Below are 13,792 nucleotides of genomic sequence, written 5' to 3'. Positions count from 1 at the left end.
GGGAACGCCGGCCTTCGGGGCGTGTACTGGCGAAGGTGTGCGAAGGGCGAGGAATTGCCCCGGTCCGGCGGTCGTGGCCTACCAGGGCGGGTCCCGCAGCCTGGCCGACGAGTTGCTGGAGGCCTGGGAACACTGGGAGTCGAGGGGCGCACCGGGGCTGCACGACTTCGGCCTCACCCGCACACCGGGCGAGCAGTGGATCTGGAGCGGCGACCCGGACGGCCCCCGCTGGCAGCCAATGGAGACCGCGGCGGTGCGCTGACCTCGCGGTCGGCCTGGCCGCGGTGGCGAAGGCCGGGGTGTTGCCTTGGTCGCCCCACGCCATCGTGGTCTGCGGGCTTTGAGAGCGCTTTGGGGCAGGTCTTGCTGTGCAGGGCCTCCCTCAAAGAGGGTCGGCCCTGTGGCCGTGCGCCGCCGGAGGCGGGAGGAGGGTCAGCCGGGCGTGCCGGACGGGGCGCCCGTCTGGTCCGCGGTGAAGGCCACGGCCTCACGGCCCACCCCCAGCGCGCTGAGCAGGAGCCCAAGGCCGTCTTCGACGTCGACGACCGCCAGCGGCCCGCCCCGGCTCACGATCTGCATCCGCCACCAGCAAGGCGCCAGCGACCCCTGCCACCCCGCGCCCCTCGACATCCGCCCGCCCCCGAACTCACCCGGGCCCACCCCGGCGCCCACCACGCGACGGCAGCCTCCCTGAACTGGGCATCAACGATCACCACACGCTGGTACGACCACCATCAACACCTCCACCAGCGCTGGCACACACGCCTGAACCGGCTCACCGCCGCCATCCCCCACCTCCCCACCGGCCCCGCGTCCCCCGCCCTGACCTGCCGGGAACTGATCACTTACCCGGAAACCGTCATCCTCGCCACAGCCCTCGACCGCCTGCCCCCGTCCCCCCTGCCACGCACCCGGCAGGCCGCCTTTCCTCCACCACCTCGCCGATCGCCTGCACCTACCACGCCTCGCGCCCGGAGCAACGGACCAGGAGCTGGGAGCACGTATGGCAGTACAGGCCGACAGGCAGGAAGAACACCTGAGGGGACGGGTGTGGACGGTGCGCCTGGACCCCTACGGTCGCCCCGCCGCCGGCACGGTCCGGCTCTCCTGCTCCTGCCCGGCCTGCCCCGATCAGCACCTTCCCGGCGCCTCCCCGGGGCGCCGGGCCGCGGTCGGCCACGTCAACACGCACCTGGCCCGCATCCGCGCGGACGGCGGGCCGCGCGACCAGGCACGGTGCTCCTGCCGCGCCGCCGACTGCGCGTGGCACACCCCCGATCCCGCCGCCCAACCGCGCGGTGGGGCACGGCCAGCGGCGGGGGCCGCGCGGTGCGGCACCGGGAACGTCACCGGCCAGGACCTGACCGGCTGGCTCCAGGGCGACGTCGAGCGGGTGCTCGGGCGGCTGGTCTCCGACGGGTGGCTGCACCTGCCCGGCACCGTCGCCGAGGTGACGGCCTCCCGCCCGGAGGACCCCACCGCGTTCACCGTCCCCGCACTGCTGCCCGATCACCCCCGCCCGTTCGCCTTCGGCAAGGTCACCCGCGCCAGGGTCTCCGGCTGGGCCCAGAAAGTGGTGGGTGACCGGAAGATCCGCACGAAGAAGCCGGGGGCCGCCACCCGGCTGCTGGCCCTGTACACCGCCGCCCACACCCGCCCCGACGGCGGCCTGGGACACCGTGAGGACGGCGGGCTCCGCCTCGACGACGTCGCCGCGTTCACCACCCTGCCACCCAACCGCGTCGCCGAGCACGCCGACCTGCTGACCGCCGCCGACTGGCTCACCGAAGCCGACACCACCCGAGGAAGGGTACGCGGACGGCTCACCGAACGCGTCCTCCCGCTGGGAGGACTGCTGTAACGCACCGGCTCCTGTGCCGGGGCGGGCACTGGTCAGTGCAGTCGCACGCGGGCCGGAACGGCGCCGGGGCGGGGCACAGGGGCCGTCGGACGAGCGGCTCCGGCCCGCTCCCGGCTCTCACGGGTGGGGCTGCCAGGCGCGCCGGTCGTCGTCCCAGACGAGGCGTCGGCCGTCGGGGGTGGTGGCGGTGGTGGCCCACGCCCCGTCGGGGTGGCCGTTGAGAGTGTCGGTCCAGGCGATCACCGCACCGGCGACCCGGGTGTCGGACAGGTCCAGGCGCTGGAAGTGCATGGCGGCCCGGGCGGGGAGGAAGGGATGCACCAGGAGCGTGGCCTGCGAATCCTGGTCCAGCAGGCGCAGAGTGCCGCCGAACTCGGGGCGTCTGGCGCAGATGCCGCGCACCGCGTCGGTGAACGCGGCCGCGTGCAGCTCGTCCTCGCCGGGGCCGTGCTGCGGTCGCAGGCGTCGCAGGATGCCGGGGCCGCGCCGGTCTTCCAGCGCCTGCGCGGTCCGCTCCCCGAGTTTGTTCCCCAGGGTCTGCACGAACGACGTCAGAAGGATCGCTCCGCCGGCCCCGACCGCGATCTTGAGAGTGTTTCCTCCCCATGCGGCCACGGAGGGGAGACCGGGGAGCAGGCTCCCGCCACCGTCTTGGTCCCGGGTGCCGCCGGCGGGTCCGGACGGGGAGTCCGCCTCGGGGTGGGTCTCGGGTTCGGGACGGGGTTCCGGGTCGGGCTCGGTCGTGAAGGCGGTGGCGAGGTGGTCGAGCCCGGTGTCCCAGCTCGTGTGGCCGGACCGGTGGTCGAGGTCCCCGTGGTCGAGGTGCCGGTCGTCGTAGGAGTCGTCGTCGTCCATCAGCTCCCCCTGGCTGTAGGTTCGCGGTCGGGATACCCCTCCGGGAAGTGGCGAAACAGGTGCCGTGCCGGTGGCGGCCTCGTGGCGCCGTCCCGGACTGGCTCGCCCGCCTCGAGCAGCTCGAACACCTGACCACAGTCCAGTTCAAGCCGACAGCTCGTCCAAGCACCGCCGCATATGAATGACCACTGAAAATGAACCCTGCGCAGCGCAGATGACACGACCTGATCACCCAACCAGCTAGCTGACAAAGCCGCAGACCAAACCCCTGCTCCAGCAAGCGCCACAACCACTTCAGCTACTCGCACTCCCCCACTCACCACCGCACTACAAACTGATCAGTACAGGCCAGACCACCAACCACTGATCAGAAAAAGCCCTACGACCTGGTGCTCCGTAACCTCCAAGGGTCTGAGTAGCTGTTGTCTTTCCGGGCCTGGTCGTCTTGTTTCCGCTGGTCAGGCGTGGAGCTGGTGTCCCGACGGCAGTGATGACACGTCGTGTCGTCTTCTCGGTGGAGGTGCCGGGCGCCGTCGGTGGTGGGGTTGCTGGAGGAGCGGGAGCGTGCTGCTCGGCAGCGGGTGGAGGTGCTGCCGGCCGAGCTGCGGGCGGCCGGCCGCCTGGACCTGTCGCGGGCGGTGATCGACAGCTCCCACGTCCGAGCGCTCAAGGGCGGCTCAAAACCGGCAGGAGCCCGGTCGGCCGGGGCAGATCGGGCTCCAAACACCATCTCGGTCTGCGATGCCACTGGTATCCCGCTCGCGGCGACGCTGACCGGCGGCAACCGAGGGCGACGTCACCCGGCTGATGCCCCTGTTGGCGGCTGTCCCGCCGATCCGGGGCAAACGGGGCCGGCCTCGGCAGCGGCCGCGGGAGGTCTTGGCCGACCGCGGCTACGACCACGACTGCTGCCGCCGCCAGGTCTGGGCCAGGGGCATCAAGCCGGTCATCGCCCGCCGCGGCACCGAACACGGCTCCGGGTTGGGCACCCGGCGGTGAGTGGTCGAGCAGACCATCGCGCTGCTGTACGGCTCGCCGCCTGCGGATCCGTTGGGAGATCCGCGACGACATCCACGAAGCCCTCATGTGACTTGGTTGCGCGCTGATCTGCTGGCGCCGCCTCCGCACCGCATTGCGTCAGGAGCTCTTGCAGTCCCCGTGGTGGCGACCGAGTCGCGGCCTCGGATGAGCCGGGCTCCGGCTCGTTCCTGTGAGATCGACGGGGCCTCCCTGGTGAACCCGTCCGCGCGTGGGGCGCGTTCGCATCGACGTCGCCGGTAGGACTCCGGAGGCACGCCGCCGGGCCCCGGAAGGAGAGAGGCACTGGCTCGTGCTTCGGCGGGCGGCGGTGTTGTCAGGGCCGGCGGTCGCCACCGAAGGCGGCGTCGAAGGAGGCGGTGGGGGGCTCGAAGTCGAAGCGTTTGAGCGCCCGCAGGGCTTCGGGAGCGCCTTGGAGGCGGCTCATCCCCGGGTCCTCCCACTCAACGGAGACGGGACCGCCGTACCCGATGGAGGACAGCATGCGGAAGACGTCCTCCCATGGAACGTCGCCGTGCCCGGCCGAGACGAAGTCCCAGCCCCGGCGCGGGTCGCCCCAGGGCAGGTGGGAACCGAGCCGTCCGTTGCGTCCGTCCAGCCGTTTACGCGCCTCCTTGCAGTCCACATGGTAGATCCGGTCACGGAAGTCGTAGAGGAACCCGACGGGGTCGAGGTCCTGCCAGACGAAGTGGCTTGGGTCGAAGTTGAGCCCGAAGGCGGGCCGGTGGTCCACGGCCTCCAGCGCCCTGTGCGTCGTCCAGTAGTCGTAGGCGATCTCACCGGGGTGGACCTCGTGGGCGAACCGCACGCCTTCGGCGTCGAAGACGTCGAGGATCGGCCCCCACCGTTCGGCGAAGTCGGCGTATCCGCGCTCCACCATCTCCGGCGGCACAGGGGGGAACATCGCCACGAGGTGCCAGATCGAGGAACCGGTGAACCCGATGACGGTGTCCACGCCGAGGGCGGCGGCGGCCCTGGCCGTGTCGGCCATCTCGGCCGCGGCCCGGCGCCTGACGCCCTCGGGGTCGCCGTCGCCCCAGATGCGGCCCGGAAGTATCGCCTGGTGGCGTTCGTCGATGAGCCGGTCGCACACGGCCTGGCCGACCAGATGGTTGGAGATGGCCCAGCATCTCAGTCCATAGCGGGCGAGGAGTTCCCTGCGGCCTCGGACGTAGTCCTGGTCCTCCAGTGCCCGGTCGACCTCGAAGTGGTCTCCCCAGCAGGCGAGTTCGAGTCCGTCGTAGCCGAAGTCCCGGGCAAGGCCGCAGACCTCTTCCAGGGGGAGGTCGGCCCACTGGCCGGTGAACAAGGTGAAGGGACGTGGCATTGTCGCGTGTCTCCTTGCCGTCAGACGGGTACGGGGGTGTAGCTCGCGTTCTTCGCCGCGCTCTCCTCGACCGCGGCCAGCACCCGCTGGACCTGCAGTCCTTCGGTGAACGACGGTGCGGGGTCGGTGCCGGTGGCGATCGCGTGCACGAGATCGTGGGCCTGGTGGGTGAAGGTGTGCTCATAGCCCAGGGCGTGGCCGGGGGGCCACCACGCCTTCAGGTACGGGTGCTCGGGTTCGGTGACCAGGACGCGCCGGAAACCGGCCGTCGTGGCCGGCTCGGTGTGGTCGTGGAATGACAGTTCGTTGAGGCGTTCGAGGTCGAAGGCCAGCGATCCCAGCTCGCCGTTGATCTCCACGCGCAGCGCGTTCTTGCGGCCCGCCGCCACCCGGGACACCTCGAAGCTCGCGAGGGCGCCCGAGGCGAGCCGGCCGGTGAACAGGGCCGCGTCGTCCACGGTCACCGGTCCCCTGGCCCGCGGCCCGTCGTCCCCTGTGAGCGTCGCGGCAACCAGGGGCCGCTCGGAGACGAACGTCTCGGTGAGGGCCGACACACCGGCCAGCGGCTCCGCGGACAGGTACTGGGCCAGATCCACCGCGTGCGCGCCCAAGTCGCCCAGCGCGCCGGAACCGGCCTTCTCGCGCGAGAGGCGCCAGGTCAGCGGGAACTCAGGGTCGACGAGCCAGTCCTGGAGGTAAGTGACCCGGATATGGCGCAGCGCTCCGAGGCGGCCTCCGGCGATCAGGCGGCGGGCTTGGGCGATGGCCGGTACCCGACGGTAGTTGAAACCCACCATCGCCACCTGGCCACGGCGGCTGGCCGCCCGCGCGGCCTCCACCATGGCCTCCGCCTCCGGCACGGAGTTCGCCAACGGCTTCTCGCACAGCACATGCTTACCCGCCTCCAGCGCCGCGATGGCGATCTCGGCGTGGCTGTCTCCCGGTGTGCAGATGTCGACCAGGTCGACGTCGTCACTGTCCACGACGGCACGCCAGTCGGTCACGGCGGCGGCCCAGCCTTGCTGCCGGGCCGCCGCTCCGACCGCCGCTTCGTCACGGCCCGAGATCATCGCGAGCCGGGGACGCAGTGGGAGCGGGAACGCGTGCCCCGCCGTCCGCCACGCCTGCGAGTGGGCGACGCCCATGAACGCGTAGCCGACCATGCCGATACCCAGGTCCGGTTTGGGCTCGCCGTATTCTCTGCGATCACTGTGTTTCATCAGATGTGCTCCTGGTTCGCCGGGTGGGGGGAAGGGCTCAGATGAAGCCGGTGGGCAGATAGTCCTCCACGTTGTCCTTGGTGACGATCGCCGAGTAGAGCGTCAGGGACGAGGGGATCTCCAGCTCGGCCAGGCCGCTGACGCCCTTGCCCTGCCCGAGGGCACGGGCGAGGTCGATCGCGGAGGCCGCCATGGTCGGCGGGTAGAGCACGGTGGCCTTGAGCACGCTGTCGTCGGACTGGATCGCTTCCATGGCCGACTTCGATCCCGCGCCGCCGACCATCACGAACTCGTCCCGGCCGGCTTGCTCGATGGCCCGCAGCGCGCCCACGCCCTGGTCGTCATCGTGGTTCCACAGAGCGTCGAAATCCTTTTGGGCCTGCAGTAGTTGGGCCATCTTGGCCTGGCCGGACTCGACGGTGAACTCGGCTGCCTGGCGGGCGACCTTGGTGATGTTCGGGTAGTTGCTGAGCGCGTCGTCGAAACCCTGGGTGCGCTGCTTGGTGAGCTCCAGGGTGTCGAGCCCGGCGAGTTCGACGACCTTGGCGTCCGCGACATCCTTCAGTCGCTCGCCGATGTACCGGCCCGCGTTGAGGCCCATTCCGTAGTTGTCTCCGCCGATCCAGCACCGGTAGGCCTGGGGGGAGTTGAATATCCGGTCCAGATTGACGACGGGGATGCCCGCACGCATCGCCTCAAGGCCGGTCTGGGTGAGCGCCTTGCCGTCGGCCGGCAGGATCACGAGCACGTCGACCTTCTTGTTGATCAGTGTCGTGATCTGGCCGATCTGCGTCGCCGTGTCGTTGGACCCCTCGGTGATCTCCAGCGTCACGTCCTCGTACTGCTCGGCCCGCCGGGTGGCGTTCTGGTTGATGGCGTTCAGCCAGCCGTGGTCGGCCTGCGGTCCGGCGAACCCGATGGTGACCGGCTTGCCGGGCTTGTCCGCGGTCTCCGGTGCCGTGGCAGCGGACTCATCGCTGGAGGAGGCGTTGCTCGTGCAGCCGGTGACGAGGGCGCCGGCACCGATCGCCGCGCCGAACAGCACTCTTCTGCGGCTGGTGAGGATTTTTTCAGGCATGCTGAGTCAGCCCTTCTCAGGTGTGGTGCGGGGGGGAGGACCAGGGGCGGGGGCGGGTGCCTGGTCAGGCTCCGCCGGTGCGGCGGAGCGTGCGGTGTTGGAGGAGGACGGCGGCGACGATGATCGCGCCCTTGGCGATCTGCTGGACGTCGCTCTGCAGGTTGTTGAGCGCGAAGATGTTGGTGATCGTGGTGAAGATCAATACGCCCAGCACGGAACCGACGATCGTGCCGCGCCCGCCGGTCAGCAGGGTGCCACCGATGATCACGGCCGCGATGGCGTCGAGTTCATACAGGTTGCCGTTGGTGTTCTGTCCTGAACCTGACAATATGATCAACAGAAAGGCCGCGATGCCGCAGCACAGACCCGAGAGCACGTACAGGTAGAGGCGCTGGCGCCGGATGTCGATCCCGGCCAGCCGGGCGGCCTCGGCGTTCCCGCCGACCGCGAGCGTGCGGCGGCCGAAGGTCGTGCGGTTCAGAAGCAGCCAGCCGAGCACGGTCACCGCACCGAAGACGAGCACCAGGGGCGGTATGCCGAGCACATAGGCGCCGGGGGCGCCCAGGTCCAGGACGGCGTCCACCGTGACGATCTGGGTGCGGCCGTCGGTGATCTGAAGAGCCAGCCCGCGTGCGGAGGCGAGCATCGCAAGCGTGGCGATGAAGGGAACCATGCCGCCGTACGCGACGAGGACGCCGTTGACCAGGCCGCATCCGACACCGACGACAACAGCGGTGAACAGGATTCCGGTGAAGCCGTACTCCTGTGTCGCGACGGTGGTCGCCCAGACCGAGGCCAGGGCGACGATCGCGCCCACCGAGAGGTCGATGCCGCCGCCGGCGATGACGAACGTCATGCCGACGGTCACCACTCCGATGATCGACGCCTGCGTCAGCACCAGTTGCAGGTTCGAGCCCGCCAGGAAGGTGTCGGGCTCGGTGACCCCGCCGACGGCGACGAGGATCGCCAGCACGCCGAGCAGGGAGAGGTTGCGGACGTCCGCCTGCCGACCGAGACGAGCCAGCGGGCCCGGCGGCCTGCCGCCCGCGGGCCCACCGCGGACCGGACGCTTGCCACGACTGGCCGACTGGGGCACCGCCCGCCGCGCAGAGGAGACTGGCTGCTGTGTCACGAAGGCTCCGTTCCAGGAGACGTGGTGTCGGCATGGGCTGCCATCAACAGGTCGAGAATGCGGTTTTCGTCGAGGTCCGGGGCCGGTGCGGCGTCGACCACCCGGCCCTCGCGCAGCACCAGGACACGATCGGCGAGGCCGAGGACCTCGGGAAGCTCGCTGGAGACGAGGAGAACGGCCAGACCCGCGTCGGCGAGCCGCCTGATCACGCCGTAGAGTTCCGCACGCGCTCCCACGTCGACGCCCCGGGTCGGCTCGTCGAGCAGGAGGACGCGGCAGTCCCGCAGCAGCCAGCGTGCGAGGACCGCCTTCTGCTGGTTGCCGCCCGAAAGCGTGCGTATGAGCACATCCGGGTCGTCGGGACGCAGGGACAGCTCCCGGGTGACGGCCTTCGTCGCGACGCGCTCGCCGCGCCGGTCCAACCAGCCCAGCCGCGCGAAGCGCGAGAGGGTGGAGACCGACACGTTGCGGGTGACGGATTCAAGCTGGAACAGCCCCTGAGCCTTGCGTTCCTCGGGAGCCAGGCCCAGTCCCGCCGCCACGGCCGAGCGTACGCTGCCGGGACGCAGCCGCCGGCCGTCGACGCTCACCTCCCCGGCGCTGGGGCGGCGCGCCCCGTAGATGGTTTCCAGGATCTCCGAGCGACCGGAACCGACCAGGCCGGCGAGGCCGACGATCTCGCCCGCGCGCAGTTCGAGGTCGAGCGGCGCGAACTCCCCCTCCCGGGCCAGGCCACGCGTCCGCAGGACGGTCGGCGCGCTCTGCCGAGGTGCGGACCGGCCGGGGAAGACGTGCTCGATCTCGCGCCCGGTCATCAGAGCGATGATCTCCCGGTCCGGGGTCTCCTCCACCGCAAGCCCCCCGGCGACGGACCGGCCGTTCTTGAGGACCGTGACCCGGTCCCCGATGCGCCGGATCTCCTCAAGACGGTGCGAGATGTAGACCACCGCCACTCCGTCGGCCGTCAGTTCGCGGACGATGCGGAAAAGGTTCTCCGTCTCGTCGGGGTCGAGCGCCGCGGAGGGCTCGTCCATGACGATGAGCCGCACGTCGTGGGAGAGCGCCCGGGCCATCGAGACGATCTGCCGCTGCGCGGCCGACAACTCCCCCACGGCCCGGCTCGCATCGATCTCCTCATGCCCGAGCCGCCGCAGCAGTTCCGCCGCCGCGACGCGGGTGTCACGACCGCGGATCACAAACCCGGCGGCCGTCCGCTCATGGCCCAGGAAGACGTTCTCGGCGACGGACAACCCCTCCACCAGGTCCAACTCCTGGTAGATCGTGGCGATGCCGAGCCGCATCGCGGCGATGGGCGATCTCAGCACGACTTCCTCGCCGCGCCAGGTGACCGTGCCCGAGTCGGGGCGGTGAGCGCCGGCGAGCACCTTGATCAGGGTGGACTTGCCCGCTCCGTTCTGCCCCAGCAGGCAGTGCACTTCGCCCGCCTGCACCTGAAGAGTGACACCGTCCAGGGCCCGCACCCCGGGAAAGGCCTTGATGATGTCCGACATCGTGAGCAGAGGTGATCGGACCGTGTCACCGGCCCGGTGAGAGGAAACAGACATAGGCACCACGAGGAATCCCAACGGAAAGGACATGCCGACCCCGCCCGGGCTCCTGCCACTGGGGACTGGGACTGGGGCTGAGGACGGGCGGGAGAGTCGAGTCGCGGAGGTCAGGCGGGCGAGAACAGGTGGTCGCTGATGAGTCGCGTGGCACCGATGACCCCGGCCATGCCGCCCAGTTCGCCCAGGACAATGGGAAGGTTCCCCGTCGCCAGCGGAAGGGAGCGGCGATAGACCTGGGAACGCACGCTTGCGAGAAGCGTGTGGCCCAGTCCCGTCACACCACCACCGATGACGACCATGCCGGGGTTGAAGAAGCTGACGAGCCCGGCGATCACCTGCCCGACCCGTTCCCCGCCCGTGCGGACCATGTCCAGTGCGACCGGGTCACCCGCGGCCGCGGCGGCCGCGAGATCGGCAGAGGTGAGCCGCCCGGACGCCTCCAGTCGTACGGCCAGGTGCGCCGAACGACCGCTGCGTGCGGCCTCTTCGGCGTCCCTGGCCAGCGCGGCACCGCTGAAGTGTGCTTCCAGGCATCCGCGGTTTCCGCACGCGCACAGCCGCCCCTGCGGATCCACCTGGATGTGGCCGATGTCTCCGGCGCACCCGGTGACGCCCCGGTACACCTGGCCGCCGACGATGATGCCGCAGCCGATCCCCGTTCCGATCTTGACGCAGAGGAAGTCGGCGACGGAGCGGGCGACGCCTGCGTGCTGCTCACCGAGGCCCATGAGGTTGACGTCGTTGTCGACCATGACCGAGCACCCGAACTCCTGGCTCAGAGCTTCACGCACGGGGAACCCGTCCCAGCCCGGCATGATGGGGGGCGCCACGGGCACGCCCTCGGGGAAGCGCACCGGACCGGGAACGCCGACCCCGACCCCGTCGAAGCCTTCCACCAGCCCGGACTCCTTGAGCTTCTCCGCCATCGCGAGCACCTGCTCGAACACCGCGACGGGGCCGTTCTTGACGTCCGTGGAGTCGTTGAGGTGGCCCAGCACCTCAAGCTCGCCGTTGGTGACGGCCACGTCGATGGAGGTTGCGCCGATGTCCACGCCGAGGAAACGCAGACCTGGCGCGAGCCGCACGCTGTGGGACCGCCGGCCCCCTCGGGAAGCGGCGAACCCATCGGTGGCCACGAGGCCCGTCTCCAGCAGCCGGTCGATCTCAACAGCCAGTTTGGAGCGGGAGAGCTGGATGCGTTCCCCCAGTTCGGCCCGTGAGCTGCGCCCACTGTCCCGCAGCAGACGCAGCAGGTGTGCCTGGTAAGTATTGGCCGGCCGAGCCGTCATCCGCCGCACGAGCACTCCTCAACGTCGGTCGCTGCGCGTTGAGACACCACCCAGCGAACGAACCCTGACGGGCTTTCGCCGAGAAGCTAGCAGCGCCAGCCAACCTTAGGAAGAAGTTTCGCGGCATCACTCAAAACTTTCGCTCACCAGAGGACGAAGCACCACGTCGTGTGCCGACCAGCTACACAGAGCAATCAACGTTCCACGTCGACCTCGGCGTTCGAGGACACGCACGGGCCGGCGGTCGACAGGCTGAGCCGGCCCGCTCCCCAGGGTCTGGGCCTTCGGCGACCGTCTCGCGGATCGGCCGATCCCTCGTCGGCGTGCCCAGCCGGGCGAGACACGCGTGCCGGGACGCCAGTGCACGGCGTGCGCCCGTGCACCGGCGCCCCACCGCGGCTCGGAAGCTGGTCAGGTGCCACAGGGCCTCGGTGCTGTACCCGCCAAAACGTCAAGCACGCGCAAGCCGGGCCCGTGGCGGCCGCCGCCGCGAACACCGCGGCCGGTGTCGTCGTCACGGTCGGCGCCCTCTACCTCCGTCCGGCCCACAAGCCATGGCGCGGGACGGCCGGTTCGTCAGTGGAACAGGCCGCTGTAGGCGTTGAGTGCGAGCCGGCCATGGTCGCGCAGCACGTGGTTGACGGCCGCCGGCCACAGGGCCCGGGCCGCGGTAGAGGGCTCCAGCCCGCCCGGCTTCCGCCTGCGCCAGCTGCTGGCGCATCTCGTTCAGCATCCGCACCATGTGCAGACCCGTGATCGGCTGGTGACCGCCGTCTGGGGCTACGACCACATCGGCGACGACCGCACCGTGGATGTCCACATCGCCCGCCTACGCCGCAAGCTGGGCGAAGCTCACCGGCCCCGCATCGTCACCGTTCGGCGCGTGGGCTACAAGTACGTGCCCGACCAGCAGGAGAGCTCCAACGCCGCGCTCTGCGGCCGACCTTGAGGAGACCACTTCCATGGGCCTTGCCTCCGCGCCGTCCCGCCCCGCCTCGCCGTCCGACCGGACCGGGCCCGGCCATGCGCACTGGCTGCGCGTGGCCCGCAGGGCGGCGGACGACCTGGTCAAGCAGTTGATGCGTTGGGCCCACCAGCGCGACCGCCTGCCCGACACCTACCGCGCCATCGCCGGCCTCGTCTCCGACCGCACCGCACAAGCCTGAACAAGGCCCTCCAACAGGCCAGCACGCCTCAGTCGCTGTCACGCACCAACTCGTAAGAGGGGCTGCCGCGGTAGTCACGGCAGCCCCTCTGTCACGTAGTGAAGGGGTGGATCAGCTTTCGCGGTGCCCCTTCGGGGCCGAGTCGGTCTTCACGTTACGGAACCTGCGCCACAGGTCCCAAGCGAAGGTGAGAGTCCCGAAACCGAAGAGCCAGGCGATGGGGTGTCCTGACACGGCCAGTGCGATGCACAATCCGGTGCCGGTCACGAAGGCGATCGCCTCGGCGGCGCCCATCAAGTGGTTGGTGTTCGCTTTCATATGTCCGCTTTCAGGGGCAGCGCCGACGCTTCCAGACAGTGAGCGGGATGGTATACGACCGCGAACTCCTCCTGAGCTTGCCCCAGCCACCCCACAGGGGGTCTGTCCAGTGAGGTTCTTCAGCGGTGCTGCTCCAGGGTGAGGATGGCTTGAACGATTGACGTGAGCCGGTTGGGGCTGCAGCGGGCGTGACGGAAGATCCGCCAGTCCTTCAGGCGGGCGAAGGCACGCCCGACGGGACTGCACAGGCGGGCGTGTGCGCGGTTGACGGATTTCTGGTGCGCGGTGAGGTCGCGTCCGCGGTGCCGTTTGAACGGGGTGCAGAAGGTACCGCCGGCTCCTTCGTACGCCTTGTCCGCGAGGGCCGGGATCCGCAAGTGCTCACACACGGTGACAATGCGGTGGGTACGGGCGGCGGTGATGTCCACCGTGCGGCCCGGTAGCGCCGGTGAATACCAGATCAGCTCGCCGGCCGGGCCGGTGACGGTCTGGATGGTCACGCCGTGCCGCCGGGCCTTGCCGGAGTGGTCGCCTTCGCCGTCGCCGACCCGGTCGCACTCGGTGAGGGTGCCGTCCACCAGCACGTAGTCCGGCCTGGCCCGCCGCAGGGCGCGGGTGAGGGAGGGAGCCCTTGTCCGCCGGCAGTGCGGTCCCGCTGTGTACGTAGGCGTGGGCGGTGGCTTCGCTGATGCCGAAGCGTGCGGCGATCTTGGTGGGGGTGGTGTGCTCGCGCAGGTAGACCGGGGCGACCATGGCCCGCTGGTGGGGCGGGAGCTTGCAGCGGCGGTCACCCTCGCGGGTGACGATGAGCGTGGTGACCCACTCCACGAGCGCGTGCGGCAGGTCGAGTGCGGCGGGATAGGTCAGCAACGAGGCCCCTTGGCTGGTGAGTTGAGACGTCAGACACCTCGACCAACCGCCCGGGGGTCTCGTTCATTAC

General features: G+C 70.3%; 11 protein-coding genes and 4 pseudogenes. 5 read left to right on the top strand and 10 right to left on the bottom strand.

Annotated features, from left to right (window positions below):
- Window positions 1-73 precede the first annotated feature (73 nt).
- Window positions 74-262 (top strand): hypothetical protein, encoded by a 189-nt coding sequence (locus QPK52_RS26815; RefSeq protein WP_410540092.1) that lies wholly within the window; start codon window positions 74-76, stop codon window positions 260-262.
- 170 nt (window positions 263-432) lie between these two features.
- Here the strand turns inward: QPK52_RS26815 and QPK52_RS26810 are convergent, their stop codons facing one another.
- Window positions 433-579 (bottom strand): hypothetical protein, encoded by a 147-nt coding sequence (locus QPK52_RS26810; protein WP_410540091.1) that lies wholly within the window; start codon window positions 577-579, stop codon window positions 433-435.
- A gap of 424 nt (window positions 580-1,003) precedes the next feature.
- Between QPK52_RS26810 and QPK52_RS26805 the strand changes: the two genes are divergently transcribed.
- Complete coding sequence (locus tag QPK52_RS26805; RefSeq protein ID WP_410540090.1) at window positions 1,004-1,861, top strand: hypothetical protein; 858 nt, start codon at window positions 1,004-1,006, stop codon at window positions 1,859-1,861.
- Between the two features lie 117 nt (window positions 1,862-1,978).
- Here QPK52_RS26805 and QPK52_RS26800 read toward each other — a convergent pair whose 3' ends face one another.
- The gene (locus QPK52_RS26800; protein WP_410540089.1) at window positions 1,979-2,716 is read right to left on the bottom strand and encodes a hypothetical protein; all 738 of its coding nucleotides are present in this window, start codon (window positions 2,714-2,716) and stop codon (window positions 1,979-1,981) included.
- Window positions 2,717-3,300: 584 nt separating this feature from the next.
- Between QPK52_RS26800 and QPK52_RS26795 the strand changes: the two are divergent.
- Window positions 3,301-3,806 (top strand): annotated as a pseudogene (locus QPK52_RS26795) (IS5 family transposase); the annotation flags it as partial.
- A 264-nt stretch (window positions 3,807-4,070) separates the two neighbouring features.
- On the opposite strand, the gene QPK52_RS26790 reads toward QPK52_RS26795, so the two are convergent.
- The 6 genes from QPK52_RS26790 to QPK52_RS26765 form a co-directional block, all read right to left on the bottom strand.
- Window positions 4,071-5,081 carry a sugar phosphate isomerase/epimerase family protein gene (locus QPK52_RS26790; RefSeq protein ID WP_410540088.1) on the bottom strand — a complete coding sequence of 337 codons (1,011 nt, stop codon included), beginning with the start codon at window positions 5,079-5,081 and terminating at the stop codon, window positions 4,071-4,073.
- A gap of 20 nt (window positions 5,082-5,101) precedes the next feature.
- Window positions 5,102-6,301, bottom strand: coding sequence for a Gfo/Idh/MocA family protein (locus QPK52_RS26785; protein ID WP_410540087.1), 1,200 nt, complete (start codon window positions 6,299-6,301; stop codon window positions 5,102-5,104).
- 37 nt (window positions 6,302-6,338) lie between these two features.
- Window positions 6,339-7,379 carry a substrate-binding domain-containing protein gene (locus tag QPK52_RS26780; RefSeq protein WP_410540086.1) on the bottom strand — a complete coding sequence of 347 codons (1,041 nt, stop codon included), beginning with the start codon at window positions 7,377-7,379 and terminating at the stop codon, window positions 6,339-6,341.
- Between the two features lie 64 nt (window positions 7,380-7,443).
- Window positions 7,444-8,475 (bottom strand): ABC transporter permease, encoded by a 1,032-nt coding sequence (locus QPK52_RS26775; RefSeq protein ID WP_410540487.1) that lies wholly within the window; start codon window positions 8,473-8,475, stop codon window positions 7,444-7,446.
- A gap of 32 nt (window positions 8,476-8,507) precedes the next feature.
- On the bottom strand, window positions 8,508-10,022 hold the full coding sequence (locus QPK52_RS26770) for a sugar ABC transporter ATP-binding protein (RefSeq protein WP_177214146.1): 1,515 nt from the start codon (window positions 10,020-10,022) through the stop codon (window positions 8,508-8,510).
- Between the two features lie 164 nt (window positions 10,023-10,186).
- Window positions 10,187-11,368 carry an ROK family transcriptional regulator gene (locus QPK52_RS26765; protein WP_093663327.1) on the bottom strand — a complete coding sequence of 394 codons (1,182 nt, stop codon included), beginning with the start codon at window positions 11,366-11,368 and terminating at the stop codon, window positions 10,187-10,189.
- Window positions 11,369-12,074: 706 nt separating this feature from the next.
- Here QPK52_RS26765 and QPK52_RS26760 point away from each other — a divergent pair.
- Together QPK52_RS26760 and QPK52_RS26755 are read left to right on the top strand one after the other, a co-directional pair.
- Window positions 12,075-12,317, top strand: a pseudogene (locus QPK52_RS26760) (winged helix-turn-helix domain-containing protein); the annotation flags it as partial.
- Window positions 12,318-12,438: 121 nt separating this feature from the next.
- Window positions 12,439-12,534, top strand: a pseudogene (locus tag QPK52_RS26755) (transposase); the annotation flags it as partial.
- A gap of 111 nt (window positions 12,535-12,645) precedes the next feature.
- Here the strand turns inward: QPK52_RS26755 and QPK52_RS26750 are convergent.
- Together QPK52_RS26750 and QPK52_RS26745 are read right to left on the bottom strand one after the other, a co-directional pair.
- Window positions 12,646-12,852 (bottom strand): hypothetical protein, encoded by a 207-nt coding sequence (locus QPK52_RS26750; RefSeq protein ID WP_410540085.1) that lies wholly within the window; start codon window positions 12,850-12,852, stop codon window positions 12,646-12,648.
- Between the two features lie 119 nt (window positions 12,853-12,971).
- Window positions 12,972-13,722, bottom strand: a pseudogene (locus tag QPK52_RS26745) (transposase family protein).
- Window positions 13,723-13,792: the final 70 nt, after the last annotated feature.

Source organism: Streptomyces sp. KL2, assembly GCF_046529545.1.
In the GTDB taxonomy this organism is placed as follows: domain Bacteria; phylum Actinomycetota; class Actinomycetes; order Streptomycetales; family Streptomycetaceae; genus Streptomyces; species Streptomyces radiopugnans.
Note: the sequence above shows the minus strand (reverse complement) of the source record. Positions and strands in the feature narration are given on the sequence as shown.

What these genes read in the sequence shown, in the direction of transcription:
- QPK52_RS26810 (WP_410540091.1), bottom strand. Translation starts at nt 579, where the DNA reads ATGCAGATCGTGAGCCGGGGCGGGCCGCTGGCGGTCGTCGACGTCGAA.
- QPK52_RS26805 (WP_410540090.1), top strand. Translation starts at nt 1,004, where the DNA reads ATGGCAGTACAGGCCGACAGGCAGGAAGAACACCTGAGGGGACGGGTG.
- QPK52_RS26800 (WP_410540089.1), bottom strand. Translation starts at nt 2,716, where the DNA reads ATGGACGACGACGACTCCTACGACGACCGGCACCTCGACCACGGGGAC.
- QPK52_RS26790 (WP_410540088.1), bottom strand. Translation starts at nt 5,081, where the DNA reads ATGCCACGTCCCTTCACCTTGTTCACCGGCCAGTGGGCCGACCTCCCC.
- QPK52_RS26785 (WP_410540087.1), bottom strand. Translation starts at nt 6,301, where the DNA reads ATGAAACACAGTGATCGCAGAGAATACGGCGAGCCCAAACCGGACCTG.
- QPK52_RS26780 (WP_410540086.1), bottom strand. Translation starts at nt 7,379, where the DNA reads ATGCCTGAAAAAATCCTCACCAGCCGCAGAAGAGTGCTGTTCGGCGCG.
- QPK52_RS26770 (WP_177214146.1), bottom strand. Translation starts at nt 10,022, where the DNA reads ATGTCGGACATCATCAAGGCCTTTCCCGGGGTGCGGGCCCTGGACGGT.
- QPK52_RS26765 (WP_093663327.1), bottom strand. Translation starts at nt 11,368, where the DNA reads ATGACGGCTCGGCCGGCCAATACTTACCAGGCACACCTGCTGCGTCTG.
- QPK52_RS26750 (WP_410540085.1), bottom strand. Translation starts at nt 12,852, where the DNA reads ATGAAAGCGAACACCAACCACTTGATGGGCGCCGCCGAGGCGATCGCC.